The sequence below is a fragment of the Paenibacillus sp. FSL M7-0802 genome (genome assembly GCF_038004945.1).
Classification (GTDB): Bacteria; Bacillota; Bacilli; order Paenibacillales; family Paenibacillaceae; genus Paenibacillus; species Paenibacillus polymyxa_B.
Genome location: NZ_JBBOSD010000001.1, coordinates 4,153,110 through 4,174,636, shown reverse-complemented (window position 1 = coordinate 4,174,636; position 21,527 = coordinate 4,153,110). Strand labels below are relative to the sequence as shown.

21 protein-coding genes are annotated in these 21,527 nt (G+C 48.6%); 7 read left to right on the top strand and 14 right to left on the bottom strand.

What is annotated here, in order from left to right; all coding sequences use genetic code 11:
- The first annotated feature begins 56 nt into the window (after window positions 1–56).
- On the top strand, window positions 57–1,901 hold the full coding sequence (gene asnB, locus MHB54_RS19265; RefSeq protein ID WP_076264932.1) for an asparagine synthase (glutamine-hydrolyzing): 1,845 nt from the start codon (window positions 57–59) through the stop codon (window positions 1,899–1,901).
- Window positions 1,902–2,071: 170 nt separating this feature from the next.
- Here the strand turns inward: asnB and MHB54_RS19260 are convergent, their stop codons facing one another.
- The 3 genes from MHB54_RS19260 to MHB54_RS19250 all read right to left on the bottom strand — a co-directional run bounded on the left by MHB54_RS19260 (window position 2,072) and on the right by MHB54_RS19250 (window position 4,616).
- Window positions 2,072–2,704, bottom strand: a complete 633-nt coding sequence (locus tag MHB54_RS19260; protein WP_013311674.1) for an XTP/dITP diphosphatase — start codon at window positions 2,702–2,704, stop codon at window positions 2,072–2,074.
- Complete coding sequence (rph, locus tag MHB54_RS19255; protein WP_013311675.1) at window positions 2,704–3,465, bottom strand: ribonuclease PH; 762 nt, start codon at window positions 3,463–3,465, stop codon at window positions 2,704–2,706. The genes MHB54_RS19260 and rph overlap by 1 nt, the downstream gene beginning before the upstream one ends.
- 92 nt (window positions 3,466–3,557) lie before the next feature.
- Window positions 3,558–4,616 carry a GerMN domain-containing protein gene (locus tag MHB54_RS19250; protein ID WP_023990027.1) on the bottom strand — a complete coding sequence of 353 codons (1,059 nt, stop codon included), beginning with the start codon at window positions 4,614–4,616 and terminating at the stop codon, window positions 3,558–3,560.
- A 152-nt stretch (window positions 4,617–4,768) separates the two neighbouring features.
- Here MHB54_RS19250 and MHB54_RS19245 point away from each other — a divergent pair, with 152 nt between their 5' ends.
- Both MHB54_RS19245 and MHB54_RS19240 read left to right on the top strand, forming a co-directional pair.
- Complete coding sequence (locus MHB54_RS19245) at window positions 4,769–5,326, top strand: phosphatidylglycerophosphatase A family protein (protein ID WP_023990028.1); 558 nt, start codon at window positions 4,769–4,771, stop codon at window positions 5,324–5,326.
- A 57-nt stretch (window positions 5,327–5,383) separates the two neighbouring features.
- Window positions 5,384–5,836 (top strand): GNAT family N-acetyltransferase, encoded by a 453-nt coding sequence (locus MHB54_RS19240; protein WP_023990029.1) that lies wholly within the window; start codon window positions 5,384–5,386, stop codon window positions 5,834–5,836.
- Between the two features lie 127 nt (window positions 5,837–5,963).
- Here the strand turns inward: MHB54_RS19240 and MHB54_RS19235 are convergent, their stop codons facing one another.
- The 5 genes from MHB54_RS19235 to MHB54_RS19215 form a co-directional block, all read right to left on the bottom strand.
- Window positions 5,964–6,755, bottom strand: a complete 792-nt coding sequence (locus MHB54_RS19235; protein WP_023990030.1) for an SDR family NAD(P)-dependent oxidoreductase — start codon at window positions 6,753–6,755, stop codon at window positions 5,964–5,966.
- A 105-nt stretch (window positions 6,756–6,860) separates the two neighbouring features.
- Window positions 6,861–7,499: a TetR/AcrR family transcriptional regulator gene (locus MHB54_RS19230; protein ID WP_023990031.1), complete on the bottom strand. Its 639-nt coding sequence runs from the start codon at window positions 7,497–7,499 to the stop codon at window positions 6,861–6,863.
- Between the two features lie 218 nt (window positions 7,500–7,717).
- Window positions 7,718–8,353: an NAD(P)-dependent oxidoreductase gene (locus MHB54_RS19225; RefSeq protein ID WP_264454631.1), complete on the bottom strand. Its 636-nt coding sequence runs from the start codon at window positions 8,351–8,353 to the stop codon at window positions 7,718–7,720.
- A 75-nt stretch (window positions 8,354–8,428) separates the two neighbouring features.
- Window positions 8,429–9,439: an MBL fold metallo-hydrolase gene (locus MHB54_RS19220; protein WP_264454630.1), complete on the bottom strand. Its 1,011-nt coding sequence runs from the start codon at window positions 9,437–9,439 to the stop codon at window positions 8,429–8,431.
- 23 nt (window positions 9,440–9,462) lie between these two features.
- Complete coding sequence (locus tag MHB54_RS19215) at window positions 9,463–10,248, bottom strand: class I SAM-dependent methyltransferase (protein WP_264454629.1); 786 nt, start codon at window positions 10,246–10,248, stop codon at window positions 9,463–9,465.
- A 259-nt stretch (window positions 10,249–10,507) separates the two neighbouring features.
- Here MHB54_RS19215 and MHB54_RS19210 point away from each other — a divergent pair, with 259 nt between their 5' ends.
- Window positions 10,508–11,386 (top strand): DUF72 domain-containing protein, encoded by an 879-nt coding sequence (locus tag MHB54_RS19210; RefSeq protein ID WP_068941735.1) that lies wholly within the window; start codon window positions 10,508–10,510, stop codon window positions 11,384–11,386.
- Here the strand turns inward: MHB54_RS19210 and MHB54_RS19205 are convergent.
- From MHB54_RS19205 to MHB54_RS19185, 5 genes are read right to left on the bottom strand one after another with little or no spacing between them, the layout of a single operon-like run.
- A complete protein-coding gene (locus MHB54_RS19205) occupies window positions 11,378–12,493 on the bottom strand; it encodes a glycosyltransferase family 2 protein (protein WP_264454628.1) in 1,116 nt (371 codons plus the stop codon). The genes MHB54_RS19210 and MHB54_RS19205 overlap by 9 nt on opposite strands.
- Window positions 12,490–13,365, bottom strand: a complete 876-nt coding sequence (locus MHB54_RS19200) for a class I SAM-dependent methyltransferase (protein ID WP_069080432.1) — start codon at window positions 13,363–13,365, stop codon at window positions 12,490–12,492. Before MHB54_RS19200 ends, MHB54_RS19205 begins: the two co-directional genes overlap by 4 nt.
- Window positions 13,358–14,707: a nucleotide sugar dehydrogenase gene (locus tag MHB54_RS19195; protein WP_264454627.1), complete on the bottom strand. Its 1,350-nt coding sequence runs from the start codon at window positions 14,705–14,707 to the stop codon at window positions 13,358–13,360. Before MHB54_RS19195 ends, MHB54_RS19200 begins: the two co-directional genes overlap by 8 nt.
- Window positions 14,708–14,709: 2 nt before the next feature.
- Window positions 14,710–15,690 carry a polysaccharide biosynthesis protein gene (locus tag MHB54_RS19190; protein ID WP_053326002.1) on the bottom strand — a complete coding sequence of 327 codons (981 nt, stop codon included), beginning with the start codon at window positions 15,688–15,690 and terminating at the stop codon, window positions 14,710–14,712.
- Window positions 15,691–15,709: 19 nt separating this feature from the next.
- Window positions 15,710–16,417: a glycosyltransferase family A protein gene (locus MHB54_RS19185; RefSeq protein WP_068941740.1), complete on the bottom strand. Its 708-nt coding sequence runs from the start codon at window positions 16,415–16,417 to the stop codon at window positions 15,710–15,712.
- A gap of 215 nt (window positions 16,418–16,632) precedes the next feature.
- Here MHB54_RS19185 and MHB54_RS19180 point away from each other — a divergent pair, with 215 nt between their 5' ends.
- Complete coding sequence (locus tag MHB54_RS19180; protein ID WP_023990040.1) at window positions 16,633–17,346, top strand: GT-D fold domain-containing glycosyltransferase; 714 nt, start codon at window positions 16,633–16,635, stop codon at window positions 17,344–17,346.
- A 257-nt stretch (window positions 17,347–17,603) separates the two neighbouring features.
- Window positions 17,604–18,731, top strand: a complete 1,128-nt coding sequence (locus MHB54_RS19175) for an SGNH/GDSL hydrolase family protein (protein ID WP_264454626.1) — start codon at window positions 17,604–17,606, stop codon at window positions 18,729–18,731.
- Between the two features lie 215 nt (window positions 18,732–18,946).
- Here the strand turns inward: MHB54_RS19175 and MHB54_RS19170 are convergent, their stop codons facing one another.
- A complete protein-coding gene (locus MHB54_RS19170) occupies window positions 18,947–19,363 on the bottom strand; it encodes a hypothetical protein (RefSeq protein ID WP_023990042.1) in 417 nt (138 codons plus the stop codon).
- Between the two features lie 164 nt (window positions 19,364–19,527).
- Between MHB54_RS19170 and MHB54_RS19165 the strand changes: the two genes are divergently transcribed.
- On the top strand, window positions 19,528–21,507 hold the full coding sequence (locus tag MHB54_RS19165) for a methyl-accepting chemotaxis protein (RefSeq protein WP_028541518.1): 1,980 nt from the start codon (window positions 19,528–19,530) through the stop codon (window positions 21,505–21,507).
- Window positions 21,508–21,527: the final 20 nt, after the last annotated feature.

The following is a 21,527-nucleotide window of genomic DNA, read 5'->3' as shown; positions in this document are numbered from 1 at the left end:
TAGTTTTTGATTCATTCCAACACTGGATGAACACGACAAAGAGAGGATGAACAGACATGTGCGGAATTACAGGTTTCATACAGTGGAACGGAGACTTAATGCATCAATCTGAGCTGCTGCTGAATATGACACAAACGCTCTCCGATCGCGGACCGGATGCTGCGGGTACCTGGATATCCAACCCGTGTGCCTTCGGACACCGAAGACTGAGCGTAATGGACCCGGAAAATGGCGCTCAGCCCATGATCCGGCAGCTGGAGGATATCACTTATACGATTGTATATAACGGGGAAATATATAACGCGCCTGAGCTGAAAAAAGAGCTCCAACAGCGCGGGCATTTTTTCCGTACACAATGCGACACGGAGGTGCTGCTCGAATCCTATATCGAATGGGGCCCCGAATGTGTGGATCGGTTAAACGGCATTTTTGCGTTTGCGGTCTGGGATAGTGAGCGGGAGCAGGTATTTCTGGCACGGGATCGGCTGGGAGTGAAGCCGTTATTTTATAGCCAAACCGAAGAAGTATTCGTATTTGGCTCAGAACCCAAAGCACTGCTTCAGCATCCAGCAGTAGAAGCAGCAGTGGACGCCGAGGGATTGGCCGAAATTTTTATCATTGGGCCTGCACGTACCCCCGGACACGGCGTCTATTCGTCCATGAAGGAGCTACGTCCCGGGCATACGCTAACCTACACCCGCGACGGCGTGCGCATTCAAGCCTACTGGAAGTTGGAAAGCATTGCGCATGAGGATAACACCGAAGAAACGGCGCTCAAGGTACGAGAACTGTTGCTGGATACGGTGGAGCGGCAGCTCATTTCGGATGTTCCAGTGTGCACCTTATTGTCTGGCGGGCTGGATTCAAGCGCTCTATCCGCATTAGCTGTCGATTATTATAACCGTACCGGGCAAGGACAAGTTCATACGTATTCGGTCGATTATGTGGATAACGACAAGCATTTTAAAGCCCATGCGTTTCAACCCGGAGCCGATGCCCCCTGGATTCAGCGGATGGTGGATGAATTAGGGACAAATCATCACTGGATTGAATTCGATACGCCAGAAGTCGTAGCAGCTCTGAACAACTCCACACTAACGCGGGATTTACCCGGCATGGCGGACGTGGATTCGTCGCTGTATCTCTTTTGCCGGGAGATTAAAAAAGGAGCTACGGTCGCTATTTCCGGCGAGGCTGCGGATGAAGTTTTTGGCGGATATCCATGGTTCCACCGGGAAGATATGCTGAATTCGGGTACATTCCCGTGGGCAGTTGCACCCGATATGAGAGCCAGTCTGTTGTCTCCCGAGGTACGGGACTGGATCAAGCCGCTGGAGTATTTGAACGATCGCTACTCAGAAGCGGTAGGAGAAGTGCCGAAGCTACCGGGGGAAACAGGAAAAGCTGCGCAAATGCGCGTCATGTCCTATTTGAACATCACCCGCTTTATGCCTACTCTACTGGATCGCAAGGATCGGATGAGTATGGGTGCCGGACTCGAAGTGCGGGTGCCGTATTGCGATCATCGACTGGTACAATATGTATGGAACATTCCGTGGAGTATCAAGATGACAGGCGGACGTGAAAAAGGTATTTTGCGCAAGGCGCTAGAGGGCGTATTGCCGGATGATGTGCTGTATCGCAAAAAAAGCCCATATCCCAAAACTCATAACCCTTCCTATCTTGAGGCTGTGAAAAAGCAGGCGTTGCAGCTGCTGGATGATTCCTCTTCCCCACTGCTCAAGCTGATCGATGCGCAAAAGGTACGCGATATTGCCGCCTCACCGGAGGCATCCACCAATCTGCCTTGGTTTGGTCAGCTGATGTCGGGTCCCCAGTTGTTTGCCTACTTGGCTCAAGTGGATAACTGGTTGCGCACTTACAAGGTAGCTATTCGATAAGCTACACTGAATGCTGGAGCAATAGAGCTTCTAAGCGGCAGCGGCAATTTTTCGCTGTGTACTATATGGGGAACAGAAAGTACCAAAAAGGCTATCCGCAGCTCATGACTGACGGATAGCCTTTTTTTTCGTTATGTGAATGGGGGGATGATTTCTCCCCTGTTACCAAGCTATGCCTGTGGATTACCCAGCTTTGTTGCCAAATCACGCAGAGCTATCCCTCGGTGACTGATAGCCTGCTTTTGTTCCAACGTCAGCTCGGCCATTGTCTTTTCAAACTCTGGCAAATAAAACAGCGGATCATACCCAAACCCGCCGCTGCCGGCGGTTTCAGTAGTAATCCAGCCTTCCACGGAGCCTGTCGATTCCAACGTCTCGCCAGTCTGCGGATTATATAGAATCAAGGTACAGACGAATTGAGCCGGGCTTAGCAAAGGCTGTCCCGTATCATCACCCAGCTGCTTCGATTCCAGAACGTCGAGCAGCTTAATATTGTTTTCGTGATCGCTGGCACCTTCTCCAGCATAACGGGCAGAGTATACCCCCGGCGCACCGTCCAGCAAGTCCACGCAGAGGCCGGAATCATCGGCCAGCACGGGCAATCCGAGCACATCTCCAACCGCTTTAGCTTTTTTCAGTGCATTTTCGGCAAAGGTTTTGCCATCTTCAACGACATCAGGAATGTCGGGATAATCGTACATGCTTCTGACTTCCTTGCCAAACGGCGCAAAAGCATGGGCAAATTCCCGCACCTTTCCTTTATTTTTCGTAGCGACAATGACGACCGGGCCATCCAGCCGCATTAGGCGCCAGCTCCTGTACGTCCAGCACCGATCTTATCAGCAATCGGTCCAAGTACTTCTTTTTGGCGCTCAATCATTTGCAGAATCCCTTGTTCGCCCAAGCTAAGCAGTTGATCCAATTCGTTACGGTCAAATGGGCTTTCTTCACCTGTACCTTGCAGCTCAACATATTTTCCGCTGCCAGTCATGACAAGATTCATGTCCACTTTGGCCTTGGAATCCTCTTCATAGTTCAGATCCAGCAACGCTTTTTCACCAACAACCCCTACGCTGACGGAAGCCAGGAAATCGGTAATTGGAAAAACAGGCAGCTTGTGCTGGGTGGCAATTTTATTGACCGCAATCGCCAACGCTACGAAAGAACCGGTAATTGAGGTTGTGCGTGTTCCGCCGTCCGCCTGAATGACGTCACAATCCAACGTAATCGTCCGTTCACCAAGCGCCTGCAAATTGACCACCGAACGCAACGCTCTTCCAATCAGACGCTGAATTTCCATGGTACGGCCTGTCAGCTTGCCACGCGCAGCTTCACGCTGATTACGGCTATGAGTCGCACGCGGAAGCATGGAATACTCTGCGGTTACCCAGCCTTTTCCTTGTCCCTTCATAAAGGGTGGTACGCGTTCTTCTACAGTAGCCGTGCAAATGACTTTCGTCTCGCCAACCTCTATAAAAACAGAGCCCTCCGCGTATTTATTTACTCCTGCTGTCAATTTCATCGGGCGCAGCTCATCACCGTTTCGTCCGTTAGATCTACTCATGCTTTTTCCTCCTACGTCGTATGCAACCTGTTCTTATATGTTTATTTTACCAAAGTGTGCAGGCAAAAGCACCCCAAGGACGATTCCCGCCCTTAAAGAGGGATTTCGTTAATATGTTGCGGCTTGGCTACAGGCTCTCCATAATTTTGATTATTTTGTCCAATCACGCTTTTTTCACCATTTAGTTCAATCCGAATTTTTGTTTTGACCGCATCATCTGAATTGTCTGCCGCTGTCAGCACAACCGATTCCAAAAATTCAGCAGGCACGGCTTCTCCCTTAGCAAACATATCATCTGAAAGAGATACCGTAATTACGTTGTCTTTGGAGCGTTCTACCGATTTCAGCGCCGTCTCCCCTGTCATCACTTCTTGTAGCCCATCCTTGGTCTGCGGCCCTTGAATCAATTGATGCAGCGCTGACTGGACACGATCTTTTTCAGGGCTGACCAACCGTGTTACAGGTACGTAGTATTGAACTCCAGCAGGAGAAGATGAAGAGAAATACACGGTGACTGGACTGGAATCCAGGGGTGTTACGCCATGACCAATCTCCAAATTAATACCTACTGCACGCGTCAACGGATGATCCAGCGGTGTGCCGCCAACAGGCATTTCGTTCAGTTTTTTGCCATCCACCCAGATCTGTACACTCTCAATATCGGGACGGTCGGTCAGGGTCCAGGTCAAACTCTCCATTAATTTTCGTTCTTCCTGTGGCTTATAGTTCGCGAAAGATTTATTGAACTCGACAACAGCCAGCTTGTTGTTCTTGTCCACCGTCACACTTTTCACTTCTGTACCCTGGGGTATTACACCTTTAAATCCCTCTGGTAATAATCCAGCATACGGCCCGCCCTCAACCAATGTTTCCAGCGCTGACTTGGCATCTGCCTGCACATCACCTGTAGCAATCGGTAAAGATACCGGGGCCAGCAAACCGTTATGATCTTGCAAAAAAACAGCTCTCAGTTGACCTGTACTGGCAGGTGCTTTTCCGGTTACAGCCTTAATCATGGACTGCTCTGTCGTGGACGGCGGGGGGTCAATGGATGCCGATTCGTTGCCGAAAAGGCTGCAGCCCGACAACAACAGGGGTAGGGATAGCAGTCCAGCTACAGAGGTCATACGCCATGGGTGTTTTATATTCATAAGTGAAGTTCCTCCCTAACAATTTTGTACAGATTGTACTAATATGTATACGAGCCTCGCGTAAAAAATAACTACTTTTTCAGCAGACTGGACACACTGGTCATAATTGCAGTAGAAATCAGGATCTATACGAGGAGGGGAACTTCAACTTTATGGACAAGAAAAAAGCACCTTACAGCCTGAATAGTAAAAAGGTAGCCGATGCCACCCGCGAGTTGCTGCACAAGCGTGGTGTGAACCTGACTGAAATTGCAGAACTGGTCATGCTTTTACAAAAAAAATATTACCCGACCCTAACGATGGAAGAATGTATGGAGAATGTGGACAAGGTACTGATGAAGCGCGAGGTTCAAAATGCCGTGCTCACGGGCATCCAACTGGATATCCTTGCTGAACAAGGCGCTCTTCTTCCCCCATTGCAGGACATGATTGAGAATGATGAGGGATTATACGGTGTGGATGAAATTCTGGCCTTTTCCATCGTAAATGTGTACGGCAGCATTGGATTTACCAATTACGGTTATGTCGATAAGCTCAAACCGGGTGTGCTGGAACGCCTGAATGATAAAAGCCTCGGGCCGATCCATACGTTCCTGGACGACATTGTGGGCGCTATCGCAGCTTCGGCCAGCAGCCGCATCGCCCATCGCAAACAGGCAGAGCGCGAGCAGGAGCTTGGGGAAGAAAGTGCACCGAATACAACACGTTAAATAACAAACAACGCTTGGAATACAACAGATATATACAGGGTTAGAGGAGAACTAGACATGGCAAACGTAACTGAAGGATATACATTCCGTACGATGCAGGCTGACGATTATGATCAGGCCATTGACCTTTGGAATGGCTTAGACGGATTGGGATTAAGCGAGGCCGACTCACCGGAGCGGATTGCACGCTTTTTACAACGGAACGAAGGACTTAGCTTTGTCTGTGAGCATGATGGAAGCATCATAGGCACGATTTTGGCGGGTCACGATAGTCGCAGGGGGTTTCTGTATCATCTGGGTGTAGCCACAGCACATCGTGGTCAAGGGATCGCGCCCAGACTGGTGGATAAAGCGTTATCTGCTTTGCTGAGAGAAGGCATTGATAAATGTCATCTGTTTGTGATGGAGCATAACGCAGGGGGTCAACGCTTCTGGTCAGCTAATGGCTGGGAGAAACGGGATGGAATTTTACTATATTCCCGAGGACTAGAACTAGGATCTAACGCTTGATCTATACAAATAGGAACACCGGGTCTGATTCAAGTCAAGCTATAAACGATCAGACCCGGTGCATAAAACTCACAGCTTATTCATTGGTATTCTAACATTTCAAGCTCAGATTACCTTTATTCATAAATTACAATCCATTTTGTGGACGCAGTGCACGTTCTACAATTCCCAGCGTGGATTGACGAGAGAAGAACCGGGACACCTGAGCTACCCAATAGTTTTGGCGACCGGAAATGATGTGACTACGCCCCTTTTCAAATGCTCTCAACGCGTTCTTCACAACGGTTTGGGGAGTTTCCCTAATTCCAATTGACGCTTCACTTGCGCCAACAATATCAAAAAACGGCGTTTCCGTTGAGCCTGGACAAAGGGCCAGAACTCTAAGCCCCCGTTTCCGATTTTCGGCCCATAGCGCTTCAGTAAAAGAAAGCACAAATGCTTTGGTTGCTCCATACACCGCCATATAAGGATCGGGCTGAAATGCAGCTGTGGAAGAAACATTGATTAATCCACCATCCCGCTTACGCAATAAATCAGGCATAAATGCATGTGTGATGTCGACTAAAGCAGCCACATTGAGCATCACTTCCTCATGCTGTCGTTCTCCTGAAACCTGCTCAAAGTATCCATAGGTGGCAAAACCCGCGTTGTTAATCAAGAGATCTACCTTTAGCTGTTGCTTTTGAACCTCCTGATGCAATGCTTGGGGTGCTCCTGGTGTGGAAAGATCCAACGCAATCACCGTTGCTTTTACGTTATATTTAGCTGAGAGTTCTTTAGCCAGTGTCTTTAATTTGGTTTCATTGCGTGCTACCAAAATGAGATTACATTTCTTAGCTGCGAGCGAATAGGCAAAGGCCTCGCCAATACCGGATGAAGCCCCTGTGATCAGAGCTATTTTATTTGCGTACATAAACATGATGACAACCTCCATAGTATTGTTGTTTTATTTAAGAAACATTGTTACCACTACTCTATAATGAACTGAAGTCATCTACTATGACGACCTCAGTACACTTCATATTTACGATGGAGATGAGGATGTTTTAAATGCTACGAGCGCATTCTTCAGTGTAAATGCATACACTCCTTGAGCCATATCTACATCTGAAAAATGACCTGCAAACTGAAGATGTATGACTCCATGTAAAGCAGACCAAAACATCCGGACAACCAGCAGCGGATCATGTTCTTTCAATGCTCCCTGCTCCATAGCGTGTATGACGGTTTGCAGGATTTGAGACAGGGCCGTTGTGGTACCCTCCAAGCTCTGTTCATCCGGCTTGAAATCAGATAATGCCCCGCCAAACATCATTTTGTAATAGGCTGAATGAAGCTGCGCAAATTCCCAGTACGCCCAGCATAGAGCTTCAAGATCAGCGAGTACGCTTTCGGTAACGGGTACTTGCTGAAAGGATTCAGCCAATAGCCGACATCCATCCAGGTACATCTCATTGGCAAGACCATCCTTACTGCCAAAAATACTGTAAATGATCTTGGTGGAACAACTTAGTTTCTGCGCAACTCGCCGCACGGTCACGGCCTCTGGCCCTTCTTCCGCAAGAAGGATACATGCGGCGTCAATGACATTTTTACGGAGCAATTGCTGCTGCTGTAGCTTCACTTCCGAATAGGTTTTATAGGGATGCGATGGCTCGGTCATGATTGAATGCACTTCCTTTTGCTTATTAAAAACTGTTGCTTGATGCTACTATAATAAATTAAAGATCTACACAAGATCTCAGGAAACATTGTTTCTGTTAAGAACCATAGTATTCTAAGCCTGAGTGTTTGTCAAATAAAAAAGAACGCAATGAGTAGGTACACTTACCGCGCTCTGGTTGAATGTTTAAAAATGATGCTATGTTTGGCGTTCCACGATCAGTAGGCAATGCCTACCCGTGTACGGACAAATTCGTAACTCTTGCATTGACGATAGGTAAAATCAGCCGTATCCGCGGTGGTAATTTGTGAGCCACCTTCAGGCAAAAAATCTTTTTCCACGCGATAAATACCTGTCCGCGCTCCATCCGGCAGATAGGTTGGACATACGATTGTCCAGTCTAGTGGCGATTCATGCAGCAATTCGTACACTCGCCGATGTTCCTCGGCCGCACGAGTGCTGCGTCGCCGGGTCTCGGAGGACTCGTACCGGTACAGGTCCGGTTCGGTCCGGCTTTGCAAAATCCCTGCCGTTCCTACTGTAATGAGCCGGGAAATGGACTGCTCCTGCATGAGCCGGACCAGCAGGGCTATATTAACGGATAAGGTAGTCGTTCCATCCGTATTCAGCGCACTGATTACAGCCGTCGCCCCACCCTTCAGCGCTTGTGCTACGTCCTCTGCATTAGTGGCATCGCCTTGTACGATTTGCAGCTGATTCCCGTATCCGGGTGCGTAATCCTCCAGCTTATCCGGTGAACGAACAAGGACAGTAACGGCATGACCTTCCTCTAATGCATAATCTAATATGTACCGTCCTACGCGTCCGGTAGCTCCCAGCAGCAGCAAATTCATAAAATCCTCTTTTCCGGCATGCATGCCGCTTGTCATGTTGCTTCGTCATGTCACTTGTTGGGTAGTTTTCCGCGACTATTGACGGCAAAGGGGATAGAAGCGCGTGATTGAGTCCGTCTCGCTCATAGAGGCCCGTTCACGGCGCACCAGCTCCACCAGATGAGCCAGCGTCTCGGACATGGCAAACCTTAGCTGGTGAATACCCAGCTTGCCACCGAACATGGCAATGCACAGCTCATAGGCTGTGCTGCCCTCCGGTTGGATCATCTGCTGGAATTTATCCAGCCGTTCTTCATGATGCGCCAGCAACGCTTGCGTCCGCTCCCGAAAATAACCAAACGGATTGCGGTGCCCCGGATATGCCCACGCTACCTCCAGCTCGCTTAGACGCTGCAAGCCGTCTACATAAGACTTCAACGGCTGGGCATCACTGCCCGGCAGCAGACTGATATTAGGAGAAATCTGCGGCAAAACTGCGTCACCGCAGAGGATAACGCCGCTATTCGGGTCATATAAGGACACATGTCCGGGCGCATGCCCTCCTGTCTCGACGGGCAGCCAACTGCGTCCACCCCATTCCAGACGAGCGTCCATTCCGGTAGGAATAACGGTAATCTCAGGCTGTGGATTCACTTGCAAATAAGCCTGCCGTATATGTAATTCCAAGGCCGACACTTGCTCCAAAGGAAAGCCATGCTGGACAAAAAAGCTGGGAAGCCTGTTCTCCATAGCGACCGTCGATTCTGGAGCGTCCCACATCATCATCGCTTCCTTATGGCTTCGAGCTGACATATGTACACGAGCCTGACTTTGCTGCTGCATCCAGCCCGCCAATCCGTAATGATCGGGGTGATGATGAGTTACCACAATGTCAGAGATATCCTCAAAGGACATCCCCAGCTGTTGGAAGACATGCGCCCATTCTGCCTCGGTATCCATATTGCGCGGCCCCGGGTCTACAATCGTAAAACCGTGCTGTCCCTTGAGCACATAGCTATTCACCCAGCGCAGCGGAAAGGACATGGATATTTTGACCTGAAAGCCTCCGTCTATTCGCTCACACGGTGTAAGCTCTGGCATTTTCATGGCTTCCCATCCGCCTTTCTGTTTCAAGCCCGCACGCCGACAAAAATCATTCGAGGCGAAGCATCTTCGATATATTGATCTTCATTATAGCTTCCGTGCACCTGCTCTACGGATAGTCCGGCTTGCTCTAGCAATCCACGGAACTTTTCATACGGATATAGCTTCACTCGTTCATGATACACGCGCGCGGGTTCTCCCTCAGTAGGAGTCGTACCCAGAGCAGAGGCTGCCTCAGTGGCCGTAACAGATGCGGCTGACCGAATCGCAATTTGCTTTTTCACAAAGCCATCTTCAATGACCCGATGCTCCTCAATCCAATTTCCTTCATCCTCCCGTGACGAATGCGGTACCAAATGAGCGGTTACGTAAGCAGGGTTCAAATAATCTATGATAAAGCGTCCTCCCGGCTTCAACAACCGATATATTTCCTTTAGTACTTTAAGCTGCTCCTCATCCTTTTCAAAATAACCGAAGGAGGTGAACAAATTCATCACCGCGTCATAGCTTTCATCCAGCGGCACCTCTCTCATATCCCCTTGATACCAACTTACCCGCCCTTCGGAATCAGCTGCACGAGCCTCTCTCAGCAGCACATTGGAAAGGTCCACACCTGTCACCTGATAACCTGCATCTGCGAGCGCAAGCGAATGACGTCCCATCCCACAGCATAAATCCAATACGCTGGAGCCTTGCGGTAATTTGAGCCAGGAGATCATTTTTTGCACTTCCTGATAGGCCCCCTGAAAGTCGCGATGCTTGTATACCAATAAATAATCTTCCCCAAAGCTTTGCTCGTACCATTCTGCCATATCGTTTCTCCTCCATGAACTCATTTCGCTCTATTACATACTATATTAGCTTTTTCAAACTGGAAACTCAAAAGCATTACGAATAAGGGTTTTACAAAATCCTGAACAACAAACATGTTACAATAATCGTTATTTGAATCCATTTCATAATACCTTCAGTAGCTTTAATAAAGAGTACATGATCCACCCCATTTTATCATTAAAATGATTCATGGGAACGCTTTTAGAAGTATTCATAAGAGAAAGGAGCAGCAAAGTTATGATTCAAATTGGACTTACGGGTTGGGGCGATCACGATGACTTGTATCCAACGGGCACCAAAGCTAACCAAAAACTAAGCGTCTATGGAAGCCATTTTCCGGTAGTAGAGATGGATAGTTCTTTCTATGCGGTGCAGCCCACAGATCGTATGGCACGCTGGGCGGCGGAAACACCAGACTCTTTTTCATTTCTCGTCAAAGCCTATCAAGGCATGACTGGACATACCCGCGGCAAGCAGCCTTACTTCAAAACAATAGATGCCATGTACGAAGCACTGCATGCATCCATACAGCCTCTTCGCGAAGCGGGCAAGCTCAAAGCCGTGCTGTTTCAGTACCCGCCCTGGTTCGACTGTACACGTGAGAATGTCGCTGTACTGCGAGACACGAAAAAAAGGATGGGAGAGGTCCCATCCGTACTTGAATTCAGACATCAAAGCTGGTTCACACCCGATTTTCGGAAACAAACGCTGGCATTCATGCGTGAAGAAGGCTGGATACACAGCGTATGCGACGAGCCGCAGGCAGGACCGGGGTCGGTTCCCATTGTGCCGTTGGCTACAGATGGTAATCTGACAGTCGTACGTCTCCACGGACGGAACATATCGGGCTGGAATCAAAGCTCCGCGCCTAATTGGCGGGAGGTTCGTTATCTGTATCGGTACAATGAACAAGAGTTGACCGAATGGAGAGACAGATTGCTGGAGCTGGAGCAGCAAAGCCGTGAGGTGTGCGTTATTTTCAACAACAACTCAGGTGGAGACGCCGCTGCTAACGCCAAGCAGCTCATGACCATGCTTGGCATGGACCCTAAACCTTTTCCACCTCGCAAGCCACCCGAAGAAGATAACGGGCCGGAACAGCTTGAACTATTTTGAGGAACAGGCTGAGGGTGGGAAGTTGGAAATAGCCTCCCTGAGTTTGCGTTCGTTATCCAGTAAATGCGGGTCGTCAGGTAAATAGCGTAAAGCGGTTTGGTTATGCTCATACGAAGCGTCCAGCTTACCTGCATGGGCGTAGCAATGGCTGAGCCGCACATGAGGTAACCAGGAGTAGCATGGCAGCGGAACAGGTCGCATACCCGGAAGGTGATGCTGTTGCTCCAATGCCTTTTCATACCAGTATGCGGCAGTGCTCCATTCGTTTCGTGTGAAAAACCAGTCACCGATCATGCAACACAAGTCTGATTGCGGTACACCGTATCGAAAGGAGCTTAACAGACTATCCAGCTGTTGCTCCGGCTTCCCGAGGTGAAAATAGCATTCCGCCGAGCGCGCACAAGCGGTAATCCTCTCCTCCCGGTAGCCGCTCGGCTCCTCCAACAGATGATTGAACGCCTCTGCCGCCTCGGCATATTCTTTACGGTCAAAACATTCATTGGCATGCAAATACAGCAGACGCCCCTCCAGCTTGCCGCTTTCGCTGATCCACCTGGCGAGAATACGTTGATTACGGAGCGTGTGGTCTTGCATTCGGCGGTGTGTGACTGCCACATCTGAATGAACGATTTGCCCTTGAGGTATCACCAAATCCTCATGCAGACGTCCCTCCCAGCGATATTGTCGCTCACGCTTCACGAGACGGATACGGCGTGAGGTGAACAACAGTTCACCCTGCTCCCCCTCTGCCAAATGAAGTGGCATTACCACTGCGTCGATATCCATAGACAAACGCTGCTTCAAGGCACGCAGGCGCTCACGCTCCGGCTCCAGCAGCACATCGTCCGCATCCAGCCACATGATGTAGGAACACGTCGCCTTATCAAACGATTCATTACGGGCGGCTGCAAAATCATCCTTCCATTCAAACGTATAAAGCCGATCCGTATAGCGGGCTGCTATCGTCTTCGTCTGATCCGTCGATCCCGTGTCCACAATGATGATTTCATCCATCAGGTCTGCGACCGAATCCAGACAGCGTGCAAGTGTCTGCTCCTCGTTCTTTACGATCATGCACAAGCTGATGGTCATTGGATGCTCAGTCATGACTTCACGTCATCCCCTTTACCTTTGGCTGAATCTGCCTTCGTTTTTCCGGTAGACTCGCCATCAGTATATGCACCTCTCCTTTCAGCCTGCGTCTTGACTAGCTGTTCGGCACGTACATACCTTTCCATCGGCAAAAGTTGTTCCTCCATATGCCGGATTCGCTGTACCGCCTTGTCGAGTGCGGCCTTTCGCTGATTCATTTTGCGAACATGCTGCTGCTCCACCAGTCGAAATTGTTCCTCGTCCAGTTTCATCCACTCATTCAGATGCGCTACCTCTGGTTTGACCTCACGCAGTTCTTTCGACTTCTTGCGGCCGGCAAAGCACAAATATTTGTGATGTACCTCCAGCGCTTGTTCATCAAAATAAGGATACAACACACGGGAGAGGCTCCCAGCATAGTAAGTCCGCTTGTGATCATGGAAAGGATGGTATCCATAAGGTACAGACAAGACGAGCGTTCCCTTTTTATTCAACAAGCGGTAAGCATGAGCCAGCAGGGTGTCGGGATGCGCAAAATGTTCCAAAATCTCCCCTAAAATAATGGTATCAAATCCACCGGGAGGACGCTCAAATTGTGAAATGTCCTTTAACTGAAAGTGGACTCTTCCCCGGACTGGTGCAGATTCCTGACGAAGTTCTTTTTTTGCATAAGAAATGCTGCCCTCTTCCAAATCAATAGCCGTTACCTCAAAGCCTTCCCGTCCAAGCAAAATGGACGTTATCCCCTGACTGCACCCAACATCCAGCACGGTACGCCCCTGTACATGGCGGCAAATCCAGTGAATTCTATTGCGGGTGGCTTCATGAGATTCCTCCGAATTGATCTGCCCGTAATAACGTTCGTTTACCTGATCACGGTTAGCCAACAGCGGCGCCCCCTCCATCACCGGGATGCCCCAAGATCACGACATGTCCACCTGTGCAATGTGCGGTCGCATTACGTGTATCGAAGACCAGCGGGGCATGGTCGACCAGCTGTTGGTAATCCACCACAGAATGGTCTGTCGTGATGACTACGATATCTGCACTTTCCCATAGCTGAGCATTTGTCGTTCGAGATGGGATTGCTTCACCGTTCAGCTTAAAGCTCGATACATATGGGTCGGTGAAGCTCACCGAAGCTCCCATTTTTATTAGATGTTCAAACAGGACAAGAGCTGGGGATTCCCGAACATCATCAATGTCCTTTTTGTAGGCCACACCTGCCAGAATGATTTTGGCTTTGTTTATGGCTTTACCTTTCTGAGCGAGCATGGCTTCAATTCGCTCCGCAATATACAGCGGCATACGCCGATTCATGCGATCTGCCAAGTCCACGAATTCCAGTGGAAAACCATGCTGCTCGGATTTCCATGACAAGTATAGCGGATCAACCGGGATACAGTGCCCCCCGATGCCAGGTCCCGGATAAAAAGGCATATAGCCGAATGGCTTGGTTGCCGCTGCATCCAGTACCTCCCATATATTGATGCCAATTTTCTCACAGGCGGCTGTCAGCTCATTGACCATTCCAATGTTGACGCTACGGAACGTATTCTCGAACAGCTTGGCGGCTTCCGCCACGGTTGTCGAGCTGACTGGAACAATCTGGTCCAAAAAGGAGCCATAAAAACCCACTCCCGCTGCCAGACAATCCGGCGTGCAACCGCCGATCACCTTGGGTGTGTTGCGAATATTAAAATGAATGCTGCCCGGATCAACACGTTCCGGTGAAAAGCACACATAGAAATCCTTACCTACCGTCCAGCCCCTGCGCTGCTCTATCACCGGCCGAATCAGTTCCTCGGTCGTTCCCGGATAGGTGGTGCTTTCCAGAATCAACAGTGTTTGTCTACGCAAATGAGGTATGGCCTGATCAATAGCCGTTTCAATATAGGACGTATCCGGCTGATGTCCGTCTGTCAGCGGCGTAGGCACACAAATCACGACGATATCCGCATGCTCCAGCACCTTGATATCCGTAACTGGATGCAATTGCTGCCCGATCAGACCTTCCAATGCATCATCGCCAATGTCTATGATGTAAGACTTTCCTTGAAGCAGCTTGGCTACTTTGACAGGATCGGAATCTACACCATATACATCATAACCAGCCTGTGCCATTTCCACTGCCATGGGCAGCCCTACATAACCGAGGCCGATTACCGCAACCTTTACAGTTCCTTTAGTTATTTTTTCCATAAGCTGCAAAATACCCACCTCTTTCATCGTTACTCCATGCCTCGCAGTAGCTCAGCAATTCCAGCGCGATCCATTAACTCATCGTCCGAGCGATATTGATCGAAGCTCACTCGTTCCAATCCACCATATTGGCTCAGTAAGCGCTCGTCTGCTTGCTGGGGAAGAATAACAAAATAACGGTCATCATAGCGATACGTGTGCGGCACCTCATAGGGCGAAATCAGCACCTCATGCAGCTTTTCCCCACCACGTATACCAATCTCCTTCACTTTCAACGCAGGCTGTCCCGCCTGTTCTTTCATCACTTCTGCCAGATCTGCAATATTGCAGCCCTTCATTTTCATCACAAGGGTCTCTCCCCCAATTGCCGTGACAGAAGCCTTCAGCAGCAAGCCAATCGCCTCTCCGAGCGTGAGGAAGAAGCGTGTCATATCTGGGCTCGTCAGCGTTAATTCCTGCCCTTCCGCGATCTGGCGCTTGAACAGGGGCACGACACTTCCACTCGTCCCCAACACGTTGCCGCCGCGAATACACACAAAGCGAGTACGCTCACTTAAAGTGTTGGCGCGGATCATCAGTCTTTCACCGATCGCCTTCGTCATGCCATATACATTCACCGGGTCTACCGCCTTGTCTGTAGAGACATCAATTACCTTGGCGACTCCCTGCTCTATGCTGGCCCGGATCACATTTTCCGTACCGTGTACGTTCGTCTTGAAAGCCTCCTCTGGCTGTCTCTCACACACAGGGACATGCTTTAATGCCGCCAAATGGAACACATAGTCCACTCCGCGACATGCCTCCTGCAATGCCTGAAGATCGCGAATATCTCCAATCATGAAATTCAGGCGAGGATCAGATTGAAATTGCCGCTGCATGGCAATCTGTGCAAATTCACCGCGTGAGAATATCCGGATTTCCGCCGGTCCCTCCTTCAGCAATTCAGCCGTTAGGCGTTGCCCCCAAGATCCCGTGCCTCCGGTCACTAGCAGTTTTTTTCCTTTAAACAATATAATCTCCTCCTGACCGTTACGAATTGGCAATGTCTGTTCCCAGAAATTCAGCCAGCACAGCATTCATTTCATTCTCTGACAGCCGATCCTTCGCCGGCACTTTTTTTACCGAAGTATTTGCGGCATGAATGACGTTCACATAGTTGCGAAGTGGAATGACCTCATGCGGCAGCTCCGTTACATATCCGTGCGTACCCTTCCCAGGAATGACGACACGGTAATCATTTAGAAAATCCTCCACTTGATAGCGAAACACATAAAAAGAAGGCGAACGGTGAAACACCGGTGCCATCTGCCCCTCAACCGCATCCCACAGGTAACCCATCTGGTTCACCAGCGCAACCGTCTCCGGTTGAAACTTGTAATCATGTAACTGTTGTACAAATGACTGGTGGTATAAATCGTCGGAATCTATTCGAGCAATGAGCAGTTCGTCCGCGCCTTCGATGTACGCATGAATTCGACGTTTACTTTCGATGCTCGTACCAAAACGGATGTGGTCGGGAATGGGCTCATGTCGGGCTAGTTCCTCTTCCACAATGTCACTGCATCCGCCCGCCAGCTTGACGACAGATAAGAAATCCGTATTTGTCTGACTGAGTAAACTACGCAGCGTAAAGGTTCTGAATATATCCAGTCGCTCGCTGATCCACTCACGTGTCAGGCGGTTGGGATTCATCCCATAGTTATTAAAATTAATTTCAATTACAATCTTGCGATTCATTGATCTTCCTCCCTTTCAACCGTCTTCTCTCAAGTTATGAAGACGCCTCTGAAACGGCACGTACAGATGCAACGAATCTTGTAAAAATAGGTAGAATCCAAAAAGAATAGTCGTTCATACAAAAACCTTTTCGCTTTCGACATATGATAGAATACAAAGTTTTTTGCTCCATCTGAAAAGTTGAACAAGCAGGAACGACAGGGAGGTAACATGTTATGACGAATCCAAGGTATCTGGAGATTGACGAGGTACTGAAACGATTGAAGCTGGCACTCGATCAGCACCAGTCCTTTTCGCTCATTCGTATTGGGGATGGTGAAAATTTGGTGTTGTCGCAGGACACCGTCTGGCCGATGGAAAAGGTATTACAGGAACGTTGGGCGGTCAAAGCCAATCTCGGTCAAAAGGGACTGTTTCTACCGAATACGGAACTACGGGACGCGGTGGCTGAGGCAGTGAGCAAAGCTAGCATTGCTGGCATTTTGCCATATGATGACGAATCTATTAAAGCACCATCCTATATGAAGCGGGAGCTGACCGATCAGGTCTTTGCTCACTATGCTCTTTCCCCCGCACTGACCTGCCACGCCTGCCTGAATCGGTATTTGGCTGAGACACCCGCTTTCTGGGACATGCTGAAAAATCGACGCATTCTGCTGGTCACCCGGACGGCCGCTGAAGTAAAGCCTGTTCTTGAGGCCGATCCGTACAGGCTGAATATCGCGCACACGCTGGCATTTCATCAATATGAACAAATGCCTGAAACACTCCAATGGATCGCAGCACACAAAGATGACTTTGATATTGCGCTATTCTCTTGTGGTGTCAATGCAGTCGTGTTAGCACAAAAAACAGCAGAGCTAACTGGCAAAGTAGGTATAGACTTCGGCAAGGCGATTAATATCGTCATGTTCGGCAAAGCTAATTAATGAATAAAGATAATTTGTGAAAAAATCCACTTAACAAGTAATCTTTGCTCCGTATATCAAAAAAGCACTAGCAAATTTCAGTTTGCTGGTGCTTTTTGCTATCATACATTTTCCTAAAGTCCGTGATCGAAAAGAATAATCCATATAAAGCCTTGGGCCCTTGCTTGTTTAGAAATAGAATTTGAGATTTCCTGTCACTTCTTTTACAATATTACAGAAACTAGCATTCATTTAGAAATTATGAGGAGGATATTGAAATGTCACATAACAAGAGATTGAAGACATATCCACTTACAAAAGCAAAGCATGTAAAGGTTCATGGTCGAACTACGCAAACACGTAAACCTCTTACTCTGTTTTGGACAGGCAGTGGCATTGAATTGAATATCAAAGGCTCAGAGCTGTGGATTGAAATTGAGGCCGATTACCAGGTGTATGAACCCTGGATCAGTATTGTCATCAATGGGGTTCCGATGAGTCGCCTGATGGTGACCGCAGGACGGCATTGGATCTGTCTTTTGAGAGGGTTGAACCCTGACACGGTCAAAAATGTCCGTGTGGTCAAGGATGTCCAGCCTATGAGTTCGGACTCGCGCTGCTTGTTGCAAATTCATGCCCTGAAGGTTGATGGGGAATTGCTGCCAGTCACTGATAAGCCCCTCAAGGTGGAATTTATCGGTGACAGCATTACCTCGGGAGAAGGAACGATTGGAGCGAAGGAGGAGACAGACTGGGTTCCCATGCTGTTCACAGCACTACGCAATTATACAGCCATAACAGCCGAAGCACTAAATGCGGACTACCGAGTGCTATCACAAAGCGGATGGGGTGTCCTAACAAGCTGGGATAATAATCCGCATGCGAACATACCGGCATATTATGAGCAGATATGTGGTGTGCTGACCGGTGAGAGAAATGAAGCATTAGGGGCATTTTCAGATCATGATTTTACCTCATGGCAGCCGGACGTGGTCGTAGTGAATTTGGGGACTAATGACGGGGGAGCCTTTTATTCTCCTGCATGGACGGACCCAGTAAGCGGGAAAGTGTACAAGCAACGCTTGAACGAGGACGGCACATTCAATGAAGAAGATTTACAATCTTTTGAAAGCGCTATCGTACGTTTTCTTGTCAAGCTTCGGACCTGCAATCCTGCTGCCCATATTGTGTGGGCCTATGGGATGCTGGGTACTCCGATGATGCCCTCAATCTACCGAGCGGTAGACGCGTACAAGAAAAAAACGAGGGATCGGAATGTGTCTGTATTCCAACTGCCTAACACGACGGAAGAAACGATAGGATCTCGCAGCCATCCCGGGCTCTCCGCCCATGCCAAAGCAGCAGATGAGTTGACAGTGTATTTGCGAGAGATTCTAAAGAAATAGAATCCGAGAAGCACAATCAACTCTGTAGAACACGCTCATAAAGGAAATTACAACAACTAGGTCATTTGTGCTCTGGGTGTTGTTGTTGAGAATTATAGCCACGAGTCTGCAGCAGATGTCTGTCTATGCTCGTGGCTAGTTAGCGCAGCGGACTATCCTAGGAGAACCACGAACAGGCAGCGAGCATTTACTAAAGAAATAATCACTTGATATATTTACAAAAACGGAGTCGAGGCGATACCCGTGAATACCTCTGGACCATTACGAACAGTGGTCGATACACCAGAAATATAAGAAGAATATACTGTTTGTATTGCCCAGGGAGCAGATAGATCCTGTGCATTAAAAGCTTGCGTTTCATTAGCCCCAGTCACGCCCAGTACCCCCTCGGCGCGGTAGACTACCTCACTCGGATCATAGTCGGCTCCACGCACGATTTCAACCGCATACGTATCCCCAAGCTCACCGATTAGGCCAATGGAACCGCTAAAAGTCACAATCGGACCTGGCACAAGAAAGGTTCGCAGGGTGATCAAACCGAACCGCTCCGGTATAGGACCCAGCTGTATATCGGGACCCTCACCTGTTTTTGATGAATTGGTGGAGCTTCTCATATCCAGAAAAAAACCCATACCTTATCCCTCCAAATTGCAAGATACTCCATGCTATGCAAGAAATTCTTTAGCGTATTGGACAAATTAGTAATAAATCTATCAATTCAGCTCAAAATAACCGATAGTAAATACATATGGTATAAATATTAGAAATGAATATGTAGATAGAAAGCAGGGGTTTGATGAAACAACTGAGACGACTCAAAACATTAACACTACGCAAGAAATTGACAGCAGCATTTCTACTGGTCATGCTTGTTCCAAGCATTATTGTAAGTTCTTTTTCTTATCAAGCAGCATATAAACAGACGGACCGCCAATTACTCGATAGTGCGACAACTAGCGTTACCGCATCCGATCGTGCAGTTACTCAAACGATTCAAGCCAAAATCGCTGATCTCGAATATTACTCTACAACGATGACGGCTAGTGATAACAGTGCCGAAGCAGATGAAGACATCCTGAAAAGGTTACAAGTGTATTTAAAAATGCATGCGGAAGCTGTTGATATGTTTGTAGGAACTCCCGAAGGAAAACTCATTATTGGCAAAGCCGTAGGCTCCACAAACGACCCTCGTGAACGTCCGTGGTACAAACAGGCCATGGAGAAACCCGGACAAACCGTAATCAGCCCTGTCGGACTCAATACGGCTAAGGTCCCCGTTGTATATATTTCACGTACACTTCCTGACAACAGTGGTGTTCTCGGTCTTTCGCTGAACCTAAATAATTTAAAAGAAATCACAAATTTAAAAATCGGACAAAATGGCTATATTATGATATTAGATGGTACCAAACGTATCGTTACCCACCCGACAGAAGTCAGCGGAAGTACCAAAATGGGGGAAACGATACCCGAATTATTTGCCTCCAAAGAAGGTAGCTTTAGTTACGATATTAATGGCGTAGATAAACACCTGATTTTCAAAACCAATACGCTGACAGGCTGGAGAATTGCTGGAACGATGGACAAAGCAGAAACCAGTGCCTCCGCCCAACCGATTCTTATCACGACGATCATCGTGTTGGTGATTGCAGCCATCATCATTGGTGTGCTCGCAATGTGGCTAATCAGCAGTATACTTAAGCCCATCCAAAGATTACGTAATTCTATGGATGCCATCAGCCAAGGTAATCTTTCGATAAACGTGGCTACGACCAGTACAGATGAAATTGGTGAATTATCAAGATATTTTCAACAAATGGTAGATAACCTGCGTAACATGATTAAAGAAATTCAAGCGATGACAGGCAATTTGTCGGCATCCTCGCAAGAGCTTGCAGCAGGTGCAGAACAAACGACCCGTGCCATTGAGCATGTGACCATAGCCATTCAAGATGTGGCTGCAGGCAGCGAACGCCAAGTGGGCAGCGCTAAAGCTAATCAGACACGGGTTAGCGGCATGGCAACAGACATTACCGCTATGACTGAAACCATGGCTGAAATGACCACTTACTCCGCACAGGCCATTCAGGCGTCGGATGCAGGCAGCGAGCATATCGGCAACAGCGTCGTTTCCATTGATGGCATTCGCACTACCGTGGAAGAACTGGATACCATCATCAGTGCTTTGAGTGACCGCTCTGGACGAATCGGAACGATTGTCACCGTCATTACGGAAATCGCCAGCCAGACTAATCTGCTCGCATTGAACGCTTCTATTGAGGCAGCACGCGCAGGGGAGCATGGCAAAGGTTTTGCTGTCGTGGCGACAGAGGTCCGCAAGCTGGCTGAAAACTCAGCTTATTCCGCACAACAAATTCGTGAACAGATTCAAGGGATACAGAGCGGTGTATCTGAAGCCCTGATCGCTATGGAATCCGCCAAGGAACGCGTAAGTGATGGTATTAATTCCATTGACCTATCCGGTCGCTCCTTCTCTCGCATCCGTAGAGCGGTAGCCAAATCAGCGAAGCAGCTCGATAACGTCGCAGCTTCTACCGCTGGAGTCGCAGATGGAACGAGTTCAGTCGTCAGCAGCATGGAGGAAATTACACGCATCGCTGAAGAAGCGGCATCCCATACGGAGACCGTGTCCGCAGCCGCAGAGGAGCAGCTCGCCTCCATGGAAGAGATCGGTTCGTCTGCCGCAGATTTGACCCGTCTGGCGGAGCAGCTTCAAGATTTACTGACACAATTCCAATTAGATGAAACAAAATAACCGTTCCAACCGATAAATAC